This is a genomic window from Lentihominibacter sp., assembly GCF_046951855.1.
Classification (GTDB): Bacteria; Bacillota; Clostridia; order Peptostreptococcales; family Anaerovoracaceae; genus Lentihominibacter; species Lentihominibacter hominis.
In genome coordinates this window covers 1-19,303 of the sequence record NZ_JBKTXS010000009.1, presented here as the reverse complement: position 1 = coordinate 19,303, position 19,303 = coordinate 1, and the positions used below count along the sequence as shown (strand labels likewise).

The 19,303-nt window shown below is 40.7% G+C and carries 18 protein-coding genes and 1 pseudogene; 7 read left to right on the top strand and 12 right to left on the bottom strand.

Features of this window, described 5'->3' with window-relative positions:
* Window positions 1-44 precede the first annotated feature (44 nt).
* The 9 genes from ACLR96_RS03845 to ACLR96_RS03805 all read right to left on the bottom strand — a co-directional run bounded on the left by ACLR96_RS03845 (window position 45) and on the right by ACLR96_RS03805 (window position 10,764).
* Entirely contained in the window at window positions 45-1,898 is a 1,854-nt protein-coding gene (locus tag ACLR96_RS03845) for a UvrD-helicase domain-containing protein (RefSeq protein WP_412265178.1), read from the bottom strand.
* Window positions 1,861-3,966 carry an ATP-dependent nuclease gene (locus ACLR96_RS03840; RefSeq protein ID WP_412265176.1) on the bottom strand — a complete coding sequence of 702 codons (2,106 nt, stop codon included), beginning with the start codon at window positions 3,964-3,966 and terminating at the stop codon, window positions 1,861-1,863. Before ACLR96_RS03840 ends, ACLR96_RS03845 begins: the two co-directional genes overlap by 38 nt.
* 98 nt (window positions 3,967-4,064) lie before the next feature.
* Complete coding sequence (locus ACLR96_RS03835) at window positions 4,065-5,267, bottom strand: HNH endonuclease (protein WP_412265174.1); 1,203 nt, start codon at window positions 5,265-5,267, stop codon at window positions 4,065-4,067.
* A complete protein-coding gene (locus tag ACLR96_RS03830) occupies window positions 5,257-7,116 on the bottom strand; it encodes a DNA adenine methylase (protein WP_412265172.1) in 1,860 nt (619 codons plus the stop codon). Before ACLR96_RS03830 ends, ACLR96_RS03835 begins: the two co-directional genes overlap by 11 nt.
* Before the next feature lie 6 nt (window positions 7,117-7,122).
* The gene (locus tag ACLR96_RS03825) at window positions 7,123-7,353 is read right to left on the bottom strand and encodes a helix-turn-helix domain-containing protein (RefSeq protein WP_412265171.1); all 231 of its coding nucleotides are present in this window, start codon (window positions 7,351-7,353) and stop codon (window positions 7,123-7,125) included.
* A 419-nt stretch (window positions 7,354-7,772) separates the two neighbouring features.
* Complete coding sequence (locus ACLR96_RS03820) at window positions 7,773-8,687, bottom strand: plasmid recombination protein (protein ID WP_412265169.1); 915 nt, start codon at window positions 8,685-8,687, stop codon at window positions 7,773-7,775.
* A 227-nt stretch (window positions 8,688-8,914) separates the two neighbouring features.
* Window positions 8,915-9,151 (bottom strand): hypothetical protein, encoded by a 237-nt coding sequence (locus ACLR96_RS03815; protein ID WP_412265167.1) that lies wholly within the window; start codon window positions 9,149-9,151, stop codon window positions 8,915-8,917.
* 273 nt (window positions 9,152-9,424) lie between these two features.
* Complete coding sequence (locus ACLR96_RS03810) at window positions 9,425-10,573, bottom strand: AAA family ATPase (protein ID WP_177270474.1); 1,149 nt, start codon at window positions 10,571-10,573, stop codon at window positions 9,425-9,427.
* Complete coding sequence (locus tag ACLR96_RS03805) at window positions 10,570-10,764, bottom strand: ICEBs1 excisionase (RefSeq protein ID WP_177270476.1); 195 nt, start codon at window positions 10,762-10,764, stop codon at window positions 10,570-10,572. Before ACLR96_RS03805 ends, ACLR96_RS03810 begins: the two co-directional genes overlap by 4 nt.
* A gap of 194 nt (window positions 10,765-10,958) precedes the next feature.
* Between ACLR96_RS03805 and ACLR96_RS03800 the strand changes: the two genes are divergently transcribed.
* The 3 genes and pseudogenes from ACLR96_RS03800 (at window position 10,959) to ACLR96_RS03790 (ending at window position 12,707) form a co-directional block, all read left to right on the top strand.
* Window positions 10,959-11,558, top strand: coding sequence for a helix-turn-helix domain-containing protein (locus tag ACLR96_RS03800; RefSeq protein ID WP_177270477.1), 600 nt, complete (start codon window positions 10,959-10,961; stop codon window positions 11,556-11,558).
* A 111-nt stretch (window positions 11,559-11,669) separates the two neighbouring features.
* Window positions 11,670-11,741: pseudogene (locus ACLR96_RS03795) on the top strand (Arm DNA-binding domain-containing protein); the annotation flags it as partial.
* 18 nt (window positions 11,742-11,759) lie between these two features.
* Window positions 11,760-12,707: a tyrosine-type recombinase/integrase gene (locus tag ACLR96_RS03790; RefSeq protein WP_412265165.1), complete on the top strand. Its 948-nt coding sequence runs from the start codon at window positions 11,760-11,762 to the stop codon at window positions 12,705-12,707.
* Window positions 12,708-12,794: 87 nt separating this feature from the next.
* On the opposite strand, the gene guaA is transcribed toward ACLR96_RS03790, so the two are convergent.
* The 3 genes from guaA to cysK all read right to left on the bottom strand — a co-directional run bounded on the left by guaA (window position 12,795) and on the right by cysK (window position 16,085).
* Window positions 12,795-13,748, bottom strand: coding sequence for a glutamine-hydrolyzing GMP synthase (gene guaA, locus ACLR96_RS03785; protein WP_412265227.1), 954 nt, complete (start codon window positions 13,746-13,748; stop codon window positions 12,795-12,797).
* A gap of 140 nt (window positions 13,749-13,888) precedes the next feature.
* A complete protein-coding gene (locus ACLR96_RS03780; protein ID WP_177270481.1) occupies window positions 13,889-15,106 on the bottom strand; it encodes a MalY/PatB family protein in 1,218 nt (405 codons plus the stop codon).
* 52 nt (window positions 15,107-15,158) lie between these two features.
* Window positions 15,159-16,085: a cysteine synthase A gene (gene cysK, locus ACLR96_RS03775; RefSeq protein ID WP_177270483.1), complete on the bottom strand. Its 927-nt coding sequence runs from the start codon at window positions 16,083-16,085 to the stop codon at window positions 15,159-15,161.
* 245 nt (window positions 16,086-16,330) lie between these two features.
* Here cysK and ACLR96_RS03770 point away from each other — a divergent pair, with 245 nt between their 5' ends.
* The 4 genes from ACLR96_RS03770 to ACLR96_RS03755 form a co-directional block, all read left to right on the top strand.
* Window positions 16,331-17,476, top strand: a complete 1,146-nt coding sequence (locus ACLR96_RS03770; protein ID WP_177270485.1) for an aminotransferase class V-fold PLP-dependent enzyme — start codon at window positions 16,331-16,333, stop codon at window positions 17,474-17,476.
* Between the two features lies 1 nt (window position 17,477).
* Window positions 17,478-18,512, top strand: a complete 1,035-nt coding sequence (locus tag ACLR96_RS03765) for a ThiF family adenylyltransferase (RefSeq protein WP_177270487.1) — start codon at window positions 17,478-17,480, stop codon at window positions 18,510-18,512.
* Window positions 18,513-18,526: 14 nt separating this feature from the next.
* Window positions 18,527-18,721, top strand: a complete 195-nt coding sequence (gene thiS / locus ACLR96_RS03760; protein WP_177270489.1) for a sulfur carrier protein ThiS — start codon at window positions 18,527-18,529, stop codon at window positions 18,719-18,721.
* 71 nt (window positions 18,722-18,792) lie between these two features.
* The coding region (locus ACLR96_RS03755; protein ID WP_412265163.1) for a tocopherol cyclase family protein at window positions 18,793-19,303 on the top strand (511 nt) is incomplete at its 3' end.

Sequence of the window (19,303 nt, the reverse complement as noted above, 5' to 3'; positions counted from 1 at the left end):
ACCGACAATCAGCCGAGCGGTATTAGCTGCTCGGCTGATTGCTTTCATTCGATAATCTTTGCAACTCCAGGCCTTTTTAGCAGTTCAAAGAACTCGTTAATTTGAGTGTGTGATTGTTTGGGATATCTGCTTGAATAGCGGTATTTACAAAACGTAAATAAAATTTCTTTCTTCGCACGAGATAGCGCAACGAAAAATGCACATCTGTCTTCTTCAGGTTGATTTTTAAAATTCCAAAACGCAGAATCTTCCAAACCAACAAAATAGACCACGTCATATTCTAAGCCCTTACTTTTATGGATGGTCATAATCGGTACAGAGTGTAACCCCTCAAAATTTTCTATAGAAAGCAACCAATCCATCTGTGTTGCTTCAAGTTCATCCCACATATAATTTTGAAATTTATTTAATAAATCATTTAAATAAGAGCCTTGGTTATAAGCAGGAAAAGTCGCTTTTATGCGTTTGCCTCCCCAAAACTGAACTGCATGCTTTAGCAAATTGTGAAAATCTTTCTTGCATGTAACAGAGTTCATCATAACATTTAGTTGTGTTATTTCATCACTGAGAGCATCTTGCATTTTGAAATAGTCATCTTTTGATTGTATAGAACCTATATTCCAAAGATTGGTTGTCGTCGATACGACGAATTCCCAGTCATGCGGATGCTTTCTATCAACTGCTAAACGAAGAATTGACAGCAACATTTCTACGACAGGTTCTTTAATTAAGTTCTGATAGTCATCTTCTATGCGAGCATAAATCTGATATTTACTGAGCTCCTCTATGATTTTTGCTGCATAGTCTGCTGGTTTTTGCTTGCAGAGAATACATAATCTATTAGGTTCAATTCCTGATTCAATCTGGTCGAATATATGTTTAGACAATATTACCGCTTCATTTTCTTCATCTTCGGCAATAAGTAGTGCAACCTCACCATCATCCGGTTTCCATGCGTCAGAAACATAGACCATACTATCTGCTTCGTTTAGGGAAGCATACATCTTCCTCTGTAAATCTACAAGCCTTGGAGATGAACGATGATTCATGACGAGCTTTTTAGTATCAGCACCAAACTCTACTCGAAAATCATCAAAAACAGTTTTCAGTGCTCCAGCCCACACCATAATACGTTGTTTATTATCGCCGACAGCAGTCAATATTGACTTCGAATCTAAAAAACACTGTTTTACCAATTTATATTGCAAATTGGTAGTATCCTGGAATTCATCCAAAAACACGTGTTTATAAGTACTCTGCAGCCCCCTCTTAATCTTGGGATTTGTTCTAATAATGTATTCTGCAAGGATACAGATCATTTTAAACGAAAGGGTTGACTTGTAACCATCAAAACCCTTTAACAAGAGTTTCCAGACCGCTTCTCCTAAACCATTTTTTAGAAATGGTAACTCTGTAGAGGAAAGAACCTGTTCATAGTATGTTCTCAACTTATATGCAGGCAATTTTTGCGGGTTATTAAATCCCGCTTTCTTAAAAGCGGCATCTATAATATTTGCATCATTGACTAAATACGATTTATCAGGTCTTAGGTTTTCTGGAAGTGCGAAACAAAAATGATCCAGTATGCTTTTCGAAAATGCATCATATGTCATTGACACAAAACGAGCCTCGATTTCCTTTCCGCATCTTTTTATGACTCTTTTTTTAAGATTATCTGCAGCATCATTTTTAAAGCTTATTGCTAATATTTTCTGCGGGTCTCTGCATGTGTTGGTTTGAAAAAGATAACTTGCTTTTTGCGCCAACAATTCTGTCTTTCCCGCCCCCGGACCAGCAATAACAAGAACATTGTTCTTCGCTTTAACTGCTGCATTAGCATTTTTTTCTAAAATAATGCCATCACATGGCATCCATTGTTCCGGCGCAACAATTTTCATGTGGGATCTCCTTCAATGCTTTTTCAGCGGCAGTAATCATCCTTTCAAATACAGCAGGTATACTCGAAATCTGCATTTCATTACTAATTTGCGCAAATGCTTCAATATGAGTAGCTGGTTTCCCTCGATTAAGGAAGAAATAAGTATACCACACCATCAGTCTTTTTTGTTCTTCGGAATATGTCTTTCCATCACCACCACACTGCTTTAATGCGTGGCGCACATCATCATCAATGCGTTTGATATATTCCGGATAAGGAGTGGGGAGTTTTTCAATATCCTTAATATATTTTTGTTGGTCTTTTCCTTCTTCTTTTATCATCAAACGTGGACCTTCTTTTTCACCTAACAAGCCTTTATAAATATCTCCATAATGTTCCAACATCAAAAAGTCAATATCTAATGGCGTTGAAAAGAAAACATTATATTGTTCTAAATAGTCTATCCAACTTTGCAAGGATTTCGAATCGCTAACATCCCAATCACGCATTCCCTCGAATTCTTGCTCGGATATAACACCAGAATCCGTCTGCAATAATTCTGCTTTGTCATAGCCGTTTTGAATTAGTTGTTCCAGGACATATTTAATTCGTCCCCAGCCTCCACCTTCTCGTTCTCTGTCAAAGTCAAGCAAAGTAATGTGAGGGATATTCAAATCATTAAGCAGTCGCCAAAAATGATTTACATGCCTACCGCCAAGAGGAACAACTGATACGCCGCTCGTATCGACATCACCTTTTTGGGCATTCCATATTTTGGGTAATATGATTTCTTCGCTATCTCCTTCACCCAAAATTACGAGCTTAGCAAAATACAATTCCGGATATGCTTTAACAGCTTCTTTGATAAACTTGTACTGATCAGCCAATTTTTCTTTGTTGGGCAATGTAATTGAATGGACCTTGGTAGTACAATCGTTTGTATTAAGACGGAAATACCTTAATTTTTCAGGATCGAATCGCTTGATAATTGACGTGGAATGGGAAGTTAAAACAGTCTGAGCATTGTTCTTCAAAGCTATTTTCTTTAAATTTGAAACCAATTGTCCTATTAGGTGTGGAGCAATATGGTTTTCCGGTTCTTCTAATGCAATAATTGTTAAAACAGGAGGCTTGTGATTAAACGACATATGTTCTGGGTCCGTATCAATTTCTTGTTGAATTTTTGCTTCAACATCAAGAATACTATCAACCAAGGAGATATAAAACAAAGAACGCAATCCATCGCTCATATCGTCAATAGTACATTCTTTCCCCGTTACCGTAGGCAAAAATACGACCTCTGATTTTTTGATAGAAGAATCAATATCTGTACTATTGAAACGCAACTGAGCATTTGAGTATCGTGTGTCCGAATCATACGATTCCCATTGTGAATGTATAGATGTTCCAAGAATTGATACACCTTTTTCTTCTAAAAATTGATCATTTAATTCCTTTATTTTGGCTTTGACTTTTTCTTGTATAGTTGAACTCCAGTTTATACTGTTCATAATCTGGTGCATCATTGTACCAGAAGCATTTTTTAATTGTTTGGATGGATCCCTAACTGCAGGTACATATATTACTCGAATACGGTCCAAATCTTTTCGAGATGCAGTTGATTTAAATTCTTCCGTAATTTCCACACTTTCTGGGCAAGTAATATAATAAGCCCTACTTTCAATCGCTCCTTCTGCATTACTACTTTTTTCCCAGGTCGCCTCTAAACGAATGCGTAAATATGGAGTTCCACCCGGATTATCTACAACAAGACTCTTGAAAAATGTTGGAACAGAAAAAATGCCTTCTTCTCCGTTCTCTAATTCATCAAAAGTAAATACCGCCTCGATATACAGCTCCTGTGATTCCATATCCTCTGGTTTCATATCTTTCGGAAGGTGGAAATCACTACGTTTCAGAATTCGGTCCGCACTATTGTCTGAGAACAGACAGTTCAATGCTAATAATGCTGCGGTCTTTCCAGTACTATTATTTCCTATAAACGATGTAATGTCATCAATTTTGATTATCTGTTCATCATTGCCAAAACAACGATAATTATGTAGTTTTAATTTTGAAAGTTTCATCCTTTCCTCTCCTTTAAATAAACATTTAAACATTACCTGTTCATGATACAAAACAGTCGAACATTTAATTTGTTCGACTGTTTTGCAAGCTGAGCTTCTTATCCCACCAGTCGTCTCTGCTCCAAATACCACAAAAACCTATCAGTTAAAAATTCTGGCGGCAAAACTTTATATTTCGTTGTTTCATCAATAAACTTCATATGACGCTGATCAATGTCATTTCTCAATAAAAGGCCACCATGGTTATCGAAGGAAATCATGCCTTCGTCAAACATCTTGTGATGATTTTCGCACAGCCACAAACCGTTATCTCCGTCCAACGCATATTCTAAGCGTGTCTCAATAGGAATTGAATGCATTCTCCTAATTGCAGCAACAGGAAGAATGTGCGCACCTTGAATCAATTCTGGAATTTCGCAATTACAAAGAGCACAATGCTTATTACCAAGCTTATTAAACAAATTGTAGATATAGCGAGGAGAACGCAGGCTTGTCTCCTTGCCATCATAGATTCGTTTTTCAAGGGTCATATCAGTTGGAACAACATCAATGATTCCCATCTGTTTTATGACATTTAAGCTTGCTTCAGGCAACTCTTTCAAGTCACCTTCCAGCACTTCATAAAGTTTAATACGTTGTCCCTGCTGCCACAGACTGGACAAGGCATAACAAATCAAACTGGTTTCATATTTGTTGGCACCGTATGTTTTTCCGTAAATCTCGATTTCGCCTGCGTGACCTTTTGTAATAAAGGTGGAATTATTACTTCTGTTTCTTCCTGCATTGATTCGTCTGTTGAATATAATATCCTCAACAGAATTGAAGGCTTGAATTCTTCTCAGCAAGCTCCCACTCGCATTCAAAAATTCAAATCCAATGGTGTTCATCAGTCGGTAAATCAAAATCTGATAATCCGTCTCCGCATTTCCCGAAACATTTAAGAAGTAATAATACAAACGTTTTTTAGGATACGGATTGCTATAATACAAATTGAATGCAGTAGGAACACTCTGGACACTGGAGTTTCTCCCTCCAATTTCCAGTTCTGAAAAACTGATGTAACTAACAACATCCTTATACTGCATGATAGCCATGCGACCTTTATTGTATGATTTTTCCAAGAACATATCTTGGTAGTCATTGTCTACATACACATGCGTGAACGCTGTTTGACCAGTAATTCGATAACACACGTCCCTCAACACTTCTGGGGTAGCAACATCGCTGAAGTAGACCCCTGTATTTTTTGACTTCTGAAGATTAGTTTTAATCACAAAATGTGGTATATTTCTATATTCCATAATTTACAATCAAAACCTCCTTTCTACGACTTCCAGAAATGCCAATAATATCGCCAAGTTGAATAAGACGATATCCTCTTTTGTTTATCCAATCTAACAGCTCTTGGTTGGTCGCTCCCTTATGTTCAACAACATAGGACAACATAAAAGGTACTCCAGATTGGTTCAGATCATCAGCAAATGAAAACAATTCTGCTTCAAGCTCCTTGTTCCACCCATCAAAACCTCTTTTTCCGTCATTATAAGAACCAGTAGTCAAATTATATGGCGGATCAAAATATACGAAAGTAGATGGGGTCATTTGGCTTCTTAATTCCTTGTAGTTTTGGGAACAAAACTCATAATTCCCCTCTTTAATTTGTCTTGAGAAACAAATCATTTTTTCTAAAATCTTATCATTGAACCATCGCATTCCCACAGGATTATTAAAATCATGCTGGCTGTTAAAGCGGATCTGCTGCTGAAAACCATAAAGAATAATGGTAAATAGCAGTCTGGGATCTCTTTTTTCTGTTGGAAGAGAATTGTAATAGCTCCTTGCTTCCAGATACGCCGGACCATTTGCTTTTTCCAATCCAAATTTTTTGATAATACGTTTTACATATAGCAAATAGTCATATGTATCATATTCTCTAAATGAGCGAATCAAGTTCGCAACCAGATAATTCAAATCATTATAGATGACCTTGTTTGCAGAAATATTGATTCCAACATTAAAGCCACCGCCAAATGCATCTATGAACGTATCGTAGTTTTCGGGCTGAAATTTCAAAATATCCGGAACAACCTTTGCCTTGCTGCCGATGTAATTCAATGGACATTCAAAAACAACATCACGAATATCTTTCTTCTCTACAAAGAAAAGATATTCAAAATGCTTATTCTCATTCTGGGACTTCCAGTTTTGGTACTTCTTATATGCTATTTTCTTGCAAACAAAAGTTTCTGGCTTGCCGTAGCGCTTCATTGCTGCCTCTATGTACTCCTTAGACATGAAGCCATCATTGTTATAGCTTAAGACAATGTACTTCGCCTTTGTTTTTGCAAGAATACGGTCAAAAAGAATGTTAGCTTTATATTCTTTTGACCAGTCAGAACGCATTGGAGCCGTGCTTCGGGAACCTGTTACTTTACTGATAGAGGGATTATCATCAAGCACCAATGTTTCCAAAAGATGATACTGTGTGCCATATTGATTTTGGGTATAGGGAGGATCCAAATAGAGAATGTCACACTCGACTTCTTCAATGATGTCCTCAATTTTTGCATTATATGTTCTTATCGATTTATATTTGGCTGGACGGAAGTCAACCTTGCTGAACACAATTCTTTTTGTAGCTCTTGAATCCCATTTCTTAAGAAATGCTCCATAAACACCCGCTGTATTTGACACGTCAGAAACAGATTCAATGAGACAAGCAATCAAATAACAATATTCTTCTTCAGAAAGAAGGTCTTCATTTTTCCAATCTTCAATTTGCTTTCTAAAATAATCAATTCTTCCAGCATTTTCAGGAGTAAAGTACATTCTTGCACTCTCTGTAGGTGCATAGTTTTTATACATAAAGCCCTGAACTGAGTTCTCATTTGAATTCAGATATTCAAATGGATCAAACCCCAATCTTTCAAATGTGCATACAGGTGCGCAAACACGCCCCTTTGCATATATTACAGACCATGTCAAATTATCATTTATGATGATGTCATAGTATGATTTGAAATAATCTGCAACAGAGCCAGAACCACAAAAAGCATCAAATAATACAAATCCATCTTTCAACAATCCTTGTGATTCGAGCAAATCACTTATTTCAGTCAATATTGACTCTTTATTTCCTAAATATCTCATTGGCTTTTACTCTCCACTATTGGTTGTTATTTGTTCTGGTGACTGAAATTCTAATATATCGTCAACATTACAACCAAACAGGGAGCATATCTTTCCGATACTTTCCAGAGATACTGATTCTTCTTTCCCCATTTTAGCTAAAACATTAGAACTTATCTTCGCTTCTCGAATTAAATCTGTTTTTTTCATCTTTTTATCTATCAAAAGCTTCCAGAGCTTATCATAACAGACCTTCATATGCCACCTCCATATTAGTTGTCGGTTTTAATCATAATACCACATATACGATTAAATCTCAATATTAAAACAAGAAATTAAAATAAAAATCACGATACCATGATATTAAAACAGACCTCCATGCAATGTAACATGGAGGTCTGTGATATTTACCATCTGTTATACTTGTGTTACTTAACTGTATCTTTCTCCACGGATCTTCCTTTGTGCTTGGAAAAATACGACCACAGGTTATTCCGTGAAATCACATCCTCATAGGTGCGAATCCTCTTACGAAGCCGATCGTTCTCCTGCTCCAGTTCATTGTTGCGAAGCTGCCCACGGACGGACTTGTATTGAGCCAACTCATCCTTGGTCGCAGCAAGCTCTGTAACCAGCGATTCGATCTTTGCTTTCAAATCAGCAATAGTTTTCTTGGCTTATCGTAGGAGCTTTTTTAGCTTGCCTTCCTGCTTTTCCTGCACCACATATTTCTGTGCTGCGGTAACAAGGTTCTGAAAATCCGCTTTCTCGACTGCCACTTTGGATGATAGCGGCAGGGGCTTGGCTTCGATCTGCTCCACAGCTTTGATAGAAATCTGTTGCTGCTGAACACGCTCGATGGTCTGCTCCAGTTCGGCAAGCTCATCTTTACGTTTTTCTCGCTTAAATTCGAGAACACTCAGATGCTCCTTGTGTTCGCCTTTCTGCTCCCATTCGATACCATGCTCCAACATGATTGCTGCAAGAGCTTCTTTCTCTTTTTGCACCCATAGGTCACGCTCTGTCAGAGAACGACCCTCGCCGGTGATGCCCTGATCGGCAAGAGCCTGTTTCAGTGATACACGAGTGGATAGTCCTCGCTTGCTTCCGGTGGTGAACGGGATGAAGTCGATGTGCAGATGGGGTGTTGCTTCGTCCATGTGCAGATGAGCTGAGAATACATGGAGATGTGGATTGCGTTCAAGGAAACTGTGATAAAACTTGTCCAGGATTGTTTTTGCCAGTTCACCATTTTCTCCGGCAGCAGCCATATTGTCTTTGTTACCAACTTGGAAAATCACTTCATAAAACGGCTTTTCCTGATCTCCATTACAGATTTTTTCGTAGTAATTTTCAACACGACGATCTTTGCGTTTCTGCTTAGCATTGTATTCGGCTTGCGCTTCATCGAACAACTGATGGTACGCTTCTTCAATCGGTGTGTAGCAATATTCGATATTCAGATGGGTTCGTGTCTGGTCTACATTTTCTGCAATATAGGTGCGGCGGTTGTGGGCAACCACTCCGTCACCGGACATAGCACTGATTGTTCTTTTTATAGCTGTCACCTCCAAAATTCCTGTTCTTATCAAGATACGTTTCGCCGCTCGGCGGCGGGTTTTGTTACTTTTGTCAAAAGTAACGCTAAAGCACTTTTGACACTACGCATCAAAAGCGCATTGCGCTCTCCGAGGGAGTATGCGGCTCCTGCGGGAGCCTTAGCTGCTTTTCTCGGCTTGTATGTGGTACACAATCCTCAAAAATCAGCATGGTCAGCATCATACTCCCAAAAGATTTTGCTCGTTGTTGCCGCCCATTGTCAGCGCAAATCTAACAATCTGCTCTGACAGTCCATCTCAAAATCTGCGGATTTCTCGATGGGGACGGGAGATGCGTTGGAGCTTTTGTTTCTGCTCATTATGATCAGAACCACCTTTCCTTGTCTGTCGATAACAGGAACGTGGCACGTTCCTGTCTCTGTCATCAAAGGGAAATTATCAGCGAAAGCTACCCGGCACACCACGCTCATCCAGATAGCGTTGACGGGCTGCTTCACGCTCCTCCGGGGTAGGGGCAGTCTTGTACTTGGCATACAATTCGTGCCTTACCATAGCTTCTAGCTTTTGTTCCAGACCATATCAGATTTCGTCCTCATAATCGTCCTCCATCATCAAATGGTACTGAAGCAGAGCCAGAAATAATTCATAGGGAATCTGTACATTCTTCATTCGTTCCTTTCCCATCCTTTCCGTGACGGTTGTGACGATTGTGACGGTATTTTTGATACCGCTCCTGCTGTCATTTTAATCGTCACAACCGTCACCAATCGTTACACGGTCTTTCTTGTCAGGCTAATAAAACTACCGTTGCGAGTGCGCTTTACGGAATACTCAATCTGATATTCGTTCAGCAATTCTCCAGCCTTAACATTGAGCCTGCGGGTCAGGATGTTAGGCTGTATCTCATCTTGCAGTAATCCAGCCAATTCCGTTGCGCTGCCGTTCCATACCGGATTGTCCTCTGTAATCACAGCAGCAACCTTATCCAGCAATGGGTCTGGCGGATTTTTCCATAACTCTGTTTCCGCACGGTCGAGCATCCATATCAGCTTCTCGGAATCCCTTTTTAGATAGAGCTTTTGATCTGGCTGATCTCTGCCGACAATTTCAAGGGTAGCACTCAGATCAGTTTGCTTTTCCTTCTGCATCAGGAATGCTCCATCCGCACAGCCAAGCAATCCTGTCGTACCGGAAATCATCTCAAATTTATCTCCGGCCTGTTGCTTTCGTGTGTGGTGTACAAGTAATAGACACATACCGTTTTTATCTGCAAACTGCTTCATGCGCCCGACAATCTCATAATCATTGGCATAGCTGTAATTGTCGGTGCTGACCTCCCGAATTTTCTGTAAGGTATCAATGATAATCAGCCTTGTGTCCGGATGTTCCTTAATGAACTTTTCAAGCTGTTCACCAAGACCTGCACCGAGCTGCTTGGCATATACGGCGAAGTGCAGGCTATCTGTACCCTCTACACCGAACATTCGGGACATACGCTCCTGTAACCTCTGGTAATCGTCCTCTAAAGCAAGGTATAAGACCGTACCTTGGTGGACATCATAATTCCAGAGCTTTTGTCCGGTGCTGACATGGTAGGCAAGCTGTGCCATAAAGAATGATTTGCCCACCTTTGGTGCTCCGGCAAACAGATACGTTCCGGAGTAGAGCAGACCGTCAATGACAGGCGGTCTGCTCTGATATACTGTTTCGTACAACTCATTCATAGACACCGTGTGTAGATATGCCGGATCATTCATTCGTTGCATCTGGCGAAAAACTTCCTCCATACTTTCATCTACGGGATTGATTTCTTCATTCCCAATTGCTATAATTTCATTTGTTACATAGGAAAGCGACTGTTCCCCATCTGCGCCAACAGATGGAAGCGGGACGGTCGTTTTTTCATTTTCTTGCCTCAATTGTTATCACCTCCGATTTCCAGACCGTAAAACTTCTGCTTAAAGAACTGGATTGGGCATTTTCCTGCGATGGTATGATAGCCCATACTTTTCAACTCCTTATTCAAATCTCTGATGATTTGATAAGACTTGCTGCGACTGATGTCCAATACCCGCTGCACCTCTTCTGCTGTAATAAACTGTGCTCTCATGGTTACCTCCTGTGTCCAAAAGTTGATTTGCGTATTTTTTATTCATTCATTTTTGTTGTGTTTTTGCAAATACGCACTTTTAATACGCCTTCATTATACGAATAAACGCTGCTTTTGTCAACACTTGCGGAATAGAAATATGCACTTGAAATTCATATTTCTTTGTGATATGATAAATACGAGGTGAATCAACTATGGACAATTTCGATTACTCCGCAATCGGCCAGCGGATAAAAACACTGCGAAAACGCAAAGGGCTGAATCAGACACAACTGGCAAACCTGCTCGGTAAATCTCTGCGTACCGTACAAAAGTACGAAACCGGAGAAATCGAGGTTTCCATTGATGTCGTAAATGCACTGGCAAAACATCTTGATACAACGCCGACTTTCATTCTTGGCTACGAAACCAATACGGCGCCGATCAGAAGTCTTGCCGACATAATGAGCTTCCTGTTTGAACTGAACAAGGTTTCTTCTCTCAAATTCGATGTAGATGTAAAGAAACCGCCCCGCAGCAATGAGTGGACTTGCTCCATCCGTTTTAACGGCAAAGAAATGGATGCAGACCATAATGCGGATATGTGCCTGTTCTTAGAACAATGGGAAGAAATGCGTGAGGATATGCGCAGCTACAACTGTTCTCCTGCAGCATTACATAGCTGGCAAGAGCAGACCCTTGCGTACTATGCTGGGGCTTCCGTGGAATGTGTGGAACCGGAAGAACTTGACGAGGACGAGCGTTTGGCTCGTCGCAGAGCCTATCTTGAAAAGGAGTTCGGTTCTGAGAAATAATTAAGGTCTGACATTGGGAAAGAAAAGGAGAACACAATGTCAGTAACAAGAGATACGAACACTGGAAAATGGATGTCTCAAATCCGTGTAAAGGATTGAACAGGAAAGGAGATCCACAAAAAGAAAAGAGGCTTCAATACAAAGAAAGAAGCCTTACAATGGGAAAATGATTTTATTAACCAGTCAAAGGGCAGCCTGGGCATGAACTTCAAGGATTTCGTCGAAATCTATATGAAGGATGCAGTTCCTCGCACCAGAGAAACTACTTATGCCAACAAGCGCTATCTGTTCGATAAGAAAGTCCTCCCGTATTTTGGAGAAATGCCCGTCAACGAAATCAAACCTACCGATATTCGTAACTGGCAAAATGAGTTAATCAACTACCGCCAGAAAAATGGCAGAGGTTACGCACCAACTTATCTGCGAACCATCAATAACCAGCTCACCGCAGCCTTCAACTTTGCAGTGAAGTTCTACGGATTGAAAGAGAACCCCTGTCACAAGGCAGGAACCATGGGTAAGAAAAACGCCGATGAAATGCTGTTCTGGACGAACGAGGAATTCAAGGTGTTCATTGAAGCCATGGAGAGCAGACCTGTTGGCTACACCGTATTCATGGTTCTGTATTACACAGGACTGCGTGTAGGCGAGCTGTTAGCTCTGACACCGGAAGATATTGATTTCAACAGGCAGATCATTTCGGTCAACAAGAACTATCAGCGTCTGAACGGCAAGGACTACATCTATCCGCCTAAGACCGAAGCTGGCTATCGAGAGGTTGTTATGCCGAAGGTGCTGGAAACCTGTCTCCGTGAGTATATGGCTACTATCTACGATTTACAGCCTACAGACCGCATCTTCCCTTATGATAAGGGCTGGGTTGGCAGACAGATGAAATACGGCTGTGACAAGTCTGGAACCCAGAAGATCAGAGTGCACGATGTTCGCCACACCCACGCCAGTCTGCTGATTGATATGGGTTGTACACCGCTTCTGGTTGCAGAGCGTTTAGGCCATGAAAGGGTGCAGACCACCATGGACACCTACAGTCACCTGTATCCTAATAAGCAGACGGAGGTAGCTAATCAGCTTGATGTTATGGCGGCTAAAGCCACAGAAAAAGAAAGTGGCTACAAAAAAATCGGCTAATGTAGCCATTTTGTAGCCAGTAAAAACAAGAATCCCGAAAAACCCAGTGTTTTCAAGGGTTTTCGGGACTCAAAAGCCTATTTTAACTTATTCCCACTCTATCGTCCCAGCCGGTTTCGGTGTCAGGTCATAAAGCACTCTATTAACACCTTGAACTTCATGAGTAATCCTCTCGGTTATATGCTGAAGTAATGAGAACGGTACGTCTTCAACTGTCGCTGTCATAGCATCTACTGTATTGACGGCTCTGATTATAACGGGATAAGCAAACGTTCTCGCTCCATCTTTCACACCTACAGATTTAAAATCAGGAACTGCGGTAAAATACTGCCAAACCTTACCCTCCAGACCATTCTTGGCAAATTCCTCACGAAGTATAGCGTCTGATTCTCTGACCGCTTCAAGTCTGTCCCGAGTTATAGCTCCAAGACATCTTACTCCCAGCCCCGGACCCGGGAACGGCTGACGAAAGACCATATTGTCAGGAAGTCCCAAAGCCTTTCCCACGATACGCACTTCATCCTTAAAAAGCAATCTCACAGGTTCAACCAGCTCAAACTGCATATCGTCAGGCAAGCCTCCCACATTATGATGAGCCTTAACGCCGTCACTTTCTATAATATCCGGATAAATAGTACCCTGAGCCAGGAATTCTATTCCTTCCTGCTTACGGGCCTCCTCCTCAAATACTCTGATAAACTCTGCGCCTATTATTTTACGCTTCTGCTCAGGATCAGCAATACCCGCTAGCTTATCCAAGAATCTGTCAACTGCATCTACATATATCAGGTTAGCGTTCATCTGATTCCTGAACACTTCGACTACCTGCTCAGGTTCTCCCTTTCGAAGCAAACCATGATTCACATGAACACATACAAGCTGTTTTCCTATGGCTTTTATAAGAAGCGCAGCTACTACTGATGAATCTACGCCGCCTGAAAGAGCAAGCAGCACTTTTTTGTCTCCTACTTGCTTCTTTATTTTCTCTATCTGCTCTCCTATAAAAGTATCAGCCAAAGCCTGAGTCGTTATCCGCTTCATAGATTCAGGGCGTTTATTATTATCCATATCTATTCCTCCATTTTAAAATTATTCCGTTACAGCATCACAAAACATATGTAGCTCATTGCTGTGTCAACATCATTATAGCATATTTTTATCTGAAAGTATCTAATCACTAATCATATGGTTCTGCAATTATTTGAAACTGCCTTGGCCATTCGGCAAAGACCTTCTTTCACTAAAGCCCTTGGCATGGCTAAGTTTATTCTGACAAAACCATCGGCATTTCCTACAAACAATTTATTGCCGCTCTCTACAAGAACACCTGCTTCCTGGGCAAAAAATCTTGAAAGATCACTGATATCTATACCGCATTTTCTGAGGTCTAACCACAAAAGATAAGTCGCTTCCGGAACTTTACATATAGCTCCATGAATGTTTTTTCTTATAAAATCCACTGCGAAACGAAAATTACCGTCAAGATAGGATTTCAGTTCATCAAGCCACGGTCCTCCCTTTTTGTATGCAGCAAGGTTTGCTTCAAGAGAAAGAGGATTCACCAAACCGCCGAGTTTATCACTTCTGACAAATTTTCTTCTCAAGCGGTCATCCCTTATAATTATATTCGAAAACATCATTCCTGCTATATTGAAAGTCTTGCTTGCCGCCATACAGGTAATGAGTTTCCCGTACTGCGGCATTATCTTCCCCATGGGTATATGATGTATATCCCTTCTCGTAAGGTCACAGTGTATCTCATCTGAAATTATCCAAAGATCGTTTTTCTCAACTATCTCTCCTATTTTTCGAGCCTCTTTGTCAGACCATACCCTTCCGGTAGGATTATGAGGATTGCACCATATCACCAGTTTTACCTTTGGATCTGCAGCCTTCTTTGCAAAATCATCCACGTCCGCAAAAAAATCGCCATCTTTATTCAACATATCAGAACTTACGAATTCACGATTGTTATATCTACATGCATGCTTGAAAAACCCATAAGCAGGAGTAAGAAACAACACCTTTTCATCGGGCTGTGTGATATTTCCTACCAATTCATAAAGAGCCGGTACTATTCCCGGAGAGAAAACCAGCTGTTCAGCGGGGAAACTCCAGTCATATTTAACTGAGCACCACCTTGCAAAAGTATCACGATACTCTGCTCCGAAAACACCTGTATATCCAAATATCCTCTTGTTTACCCGATCTCTTATTGCTTGACAAATCTCAGGAGCTACTGCAAACTCCATATCGGCCACCCACATCCTTATCATTTCTTCATCAGGAACCGGGAGTATTATATCAGGATCTTCAGGAAATATATATGATCTGAAACCTTCCACATTCTCACAGCTTGTATTCCTTCTGTCAATAATCTCGTCAAAATCGTATTTCATCGCGGCCTCCAAACCAATTCAAGACAATATATTACATATTCGATCCTACCAACTAACCAAACAGCGGCGTTGAAAAATATCTCTCAGCCGTATCAGGAAGCACCGTTACCACAGTTTTACCCTTGCCCAGTTTCCTTGCCAGTTTTATGGCAGCCGCTACATTAGTGCCGCTTGATATTCCGCACATAATGCCCTCCTTTGATGCCAGATCCTTTGATGTTTTTATAGCTTCCCCATCTTTTACTATACAGATATCATCATATATTTTCTGATTCAGTATCTCCGGTATCACACCGTCTCCTATGCCCATCTGAAGATGAGTTCCTATGGAGCCCCCTGAAAGTATAGATGCATGTTCGGGCTCCACTGCCCAGATCTCTATATCAGGATTTTCTTCTTTGAGCCTCTCACCGATTCCTGTGATGGTTCCTCCTGTTCCTATTCCCGAGCAGAATCCATGTATCGGTCCGTCCACTTGTTTTAAGATTTCCTCAGCCGTCTGATTCCTCTGTATCTGTGGATTAGCAGGATTTTCAAACTGCTGTGGCACAAACACTCTCGGATCTTGCCGCTGCATCCTCAACGCAGTTTGAAGACATTCTTCTATACATTCACCGATATTGCCTGCATCATGCACAAGAATCACCTCGGCTCCATAATGAGCCACAAGCTTTCGTCTTTCCTCACTTACTGAATCAGGCATTATTATTTTCGTCTCATATCCTCTTACAGCCCCTACAAGCGCAAGCCCTATGCCCTGATTACCGCTGGTAGGCTCTACTATTACCGTATCCTTATTTATGAGACCCTTTTTCTCGGCATCCCGTATCATGTTATAAGCTGTTCTCGTCTTTATAGAGCCTCCTACATTGAGGCCTTCAAATTTAACAAGTATCTCAGCGCCTTCTTTATCTCCCATATGCCCGAGTTTTATTATAGGTGTATTCCCCATTGCTTCTAAAATATTGTTATAAATCATCGTGTTCTCCCCTCTGACGTTTTATTATATCAAATAGGAGTGACTTTTGCCATAAAAACCATTCTCACGTATTTTATACCGGTTATTATTTTAATATTTTTCTCGTTACAGTAAACAAGTTATGTGTTAAAATAAAATATAATTCAGAATAAAGTCGGCTTTGCCGATTATTTTGGCTATAAGCTTTGTTATATTCAGTTAATATCACAAATCGATATTTTATAAATAATAAAGGAAGGCAAATTATGATTTATTTAGATTATGCAGCAACATCCGGAAAAAAGCCGATGACAGTATACTCCGCTGTCAATGACGCATTAATAAATGCTTCAGGCAATCCCGGAAGATCCGGTCACAAGATCTCCTTGGCTGCAGGAGATATAGTAGCGGAAACAAGATTTCTGTGCAGCCGCCTGTTTCATGCAGAGAATCCTGAATCTATCATATTCTGCTTCAACGCGACAGATGCTCTAAACCTTGCCATACAAGGCTCTGTAACAAAAGGGGATCACATTATCACATCCTCTCTGGAGCACAACTCGGTTGCCAGACCTCTCGAGCACTTAAAAGATGCGGGAGTCGAAGTAACCAAAATAAAAGCATCCCTCGAAACAGGTGTTAATCCTGACGATGTCGCCGCTGCAATAAAAGAAAATACTAAACTGGCAGTATTCACTCATATTTCAAATGTAACAGGAACAATCAATGATATTGCTGCCATCGGAAAAATATGCAGACAGCAGAGGATATTATTTCTCGTAGACGCTTCTCAGTCCGCGGGGGCTTTAAAAATAGATGTACAGGAAATGAACATAGATATGCTGGCATTTCCCGGACACAAATGTCTTTACGGCCCCCAGGGAACCGGAGGTCTTTATATAAAGCCGGGCATAGAACTGAAAACTTTAAAACAGGGAGGAACAGGGAGCCGATCAGAAATGCTTCACCAGCCTGACGACAGACCCGATAAATATGAAAGCGGTACATTAAATGTTCCCGGAATAGCAGGTCTTGGAGCCGGTATAAAATTTATCATGGATGAAGGAATTGACAAAATACATGCACGTGACAAAGAACTGACGGATATGCTTATAAACGGCCTCATAAAACTACCCGGCGTAAATATCTACAGTCCATTGAACCATGATCGAGGGCCTGTAGTATCTATAACCATAGATGGCTTTGAATCACAGGATGTCTCCATTTACCTCGATCAGGTATTCAATATAGCAACAAGAAGCGGTCTTCACTGTGCTCCCGATGCTCACAAGACCATAGGAACGCTTGATACAGGAGGAACTGTTCGCATCAGCCCGGGATATTTTACTGATGACGAAGAAATCGAAGCTTGCATAGAAAGCATCGGTATTATAAGCAGAGGTGAATTATAAAATGGATAACAGCAATACTATATCACGATATGTAAGACAAGAGATCTTTGCTGGTCTCGGGAAAAAAGGTCAGGAAAAAATAAAAAAAGCCCGTGTAGCTATCATAGAAATGAGTTCAATAGGCGCTGCTGTTGCCAATAATCTCGCCAGAGCCGGTGTCGGATACATACGGCTTATAGACGGAGATTATATAGAAACAGCAGAACTTCAAAGACAGACGATATTCACTGAAAAAGAAGCCGAAGACGAAACTCCCAAGGCTATTGCAGCTTCTGAATATCTCAGATCCGTCAATTCCGAAATCACTATAGATCCGGTTATCACAGATATAAACAGCGGAACAATAGATAATCTCATAGAAGATGTAGATCTTATAGTTGACGCCACAGACAGCATGGAGGTTCGACTCCTTCTCAATGAAGCCTGCCACCATCTTAAAAAGCCATGGATATACGGAGGTACTTTGGCGTCATCCGGTATGACTATGAATATCCTGCCCGGCAGCAATCAGCCATGTCTGAAATGTTTTCTCGGTGAAGAAGAATACTCTCCCGGAGAGCAGCCTACATGTGCTACGGTAGGTATACTCAATTCTGCGGCAAGTATGGTTGCCGCTCTTCAATCAGCTGAGGTGCTTAAGCTCCTTACAGGTTCAGATGCTGTACGCCATGATCTGGTGTCTTTTGATGTATGGGAAAACTATTTTGAATATATTCCGGTAGACAAAGATCCCGACTGTCCTGTCTGCGGTAAAAAGGACTATGCCTTCTACGGCAAAGTCACAGGGTCACAGACAGCTACAATGTGCGGAAAAGATTCTGTACAGGTGATCCCTAAAAAAGAAGGCGAAATCAGTTTTGAAAAATACGCTGAAAAACTCAGTTCTCAGGGAACTGTAAAATATACAAAATATACACTTGATTTCAATGATGGAAATATAGAAATAAAATTATTTAAAAACGGCAGGGCCATCATAAAACATGTAAGCGATGAAAAGCGCGCTAAGGCCGTATATGCCGAATATATAGGACTTTAAAAGGAGGGGTGACAATGAAAGTAATATTAAATCAAAAAGAAACTGAACTAAGCGACGGTATGAGTATCGCTGATCTGATGAAAGAACAGAAAATGAGCCGTGCCATGGTCAAGGTCAATGACGTACGTATCCGACCGGCAGACTACGAAGCCACCATAGTCTGCGATGGAGACAAAGTTGTACTCAGAAGAGTAGTCGCAGGCGGCTGATAATAGAATAATTTCAATCCTGAAGGGAACAATAACTGAAACAAATTTTTTTAAAAAGCGAGATATATCACATGAATGATTATTTCTGCGGGTGGTATTTCAAATGTCAGTCTGATTCCGAAACTCTTGCTGTCATTGCCGCCAGTCACAAATCAAAAATTAAACGGTACTGTTCTCTTCAGGTCATTACTGATGAAGCTTCATTTATAGCAAAATTCCCCTATAAATATATACAACATCAAAAATCAAATCTTCACATTAATATCTCAAAAAACTATCTTGGTGAAAACGGGATGACCTTTGATACAGTCTCACCTGATCTTGAAATATCCGGCAATATAATATTCGGAGACCTGACTCCCATAAAATATGATATAATGGGACCTTTTTGTTATGTCCCTTTTATGGAATGCCGCCATAGCGTAGTGAGCATGAAACATACCGTTAACGGAAATATCTACCTAAACGGCCACCGATATGATTTCATTAATGCTAAAGGATATATTGAAGGAGACCGCGGACGTTCTTTTCCAAAAGAATATGCCTGGACACAATGCTGTTTTGAAAGCGGTTCCCTTATGC

What these genes read in the sequence shown, in the direction of transcription:
- ACLR96_RS03845 (WP_412265178.1), bottom strand. Translation starts at nt 1,898, where the DNA reads ATGAAAATTGTTGCGCCGGAACAATGGATGCCATGTGATGGCATTATT.
- ACLR96_RS03770 (WP_177270485.1), top strand. Translation starts at nt 16,331, where the DNA reads ATGATTTATTTAGATTATGCAGCAACATCCGGAAAAAAGCCGATGACA.
- guaA (WP_412265227.1), bottom strand. Translation starts at nt 13,748, where the DNA reads ATGAAGCGGATAACGACTCAGGCTTTGGCTGATACTTTTATAGGAGAG.
- ACLR96_RS03805 (WP_177270476.1), bottom strand. Translation starts at nt 10,764, where the DNA reads ATGAGAGCACAGTTTATTACAGCAGAAGAGGTGCAGCGGGTATTGGAC.
- ACLR96_RS03765 (WP_177270487.1), top strand. Translation starts at nt 17,478, where the DNA reads ATGGATAACAGCAATACTATATCACGATATGTAAGACAAGAGATCTTT.
- ACLR96_RS03790 (WP_412265165.1), top strand. Translation starts at nt 11,760, where the DNA reads ATGAACTTCAAGGATTTCGTCGAAATCTATATGAAGGATGCAGTTCCT.
- ACLR96_RS03800 (WP_177270477.1), top strand. Translation starts at nt 10,959, where the DNA reads ATGGACAATTTCGATTACTCCGCAATCGGCCAGCGGATAAAAACACTG.
- ACLR96_RS03830 (WP_412265172.1), bottom strand. Translation starts at nt 7,116, where the DNA reads ATGAGATATTTAGGAAATAAAGAGTCAATATTGACTGAAATAAGTGAT.
- ACLR96_RS03780 (WP_177270481.1), bottom strand. Translation starts at nt 15,106, where the DNA reads ATGAAATACGATTTTGACGAGATTATTGACAGAAGGAATACAAGCTGT.
- ACLR96_RS03835 (WP_412265174.1), bottom strand. Translation starts at nt 5,267, where the DNA reads ATGGAATATAGAAATATACCACATTTTGTGATTAAAACTAATCTTCAG.
- thiS (WP_177270489.1), top strand. Translation starts at nt 18,527, where the DNA reads ATGAAAGTAATATTAAATCAAAAAGAAACTGAACTAAGCGACGGTATG.
- ACLR96_RS03840 (WP_412265176.1), bottom strand. Translation starts at nt 3,966, where the DNA reads ATGAAACTTTCAAAATTAAAACTACATAATTATCGTTGTTTTGGCAAT.
- cysK (WP_177270483.1), bottom strand. Translation starts at nt 16,085, where the DNA reads ATGATTTATAACAATATTTTAGAAGCAATGGGGAATACACCTATAATA.
- ACLR96_RS03825 (WP_412265171.1), bottom strand. Translation starts at nt 7,353, where the DNA reads ATGAAGGTCTGTTATGATAAGCTCTGGAAGCTTTTGATAGATAAAAAG.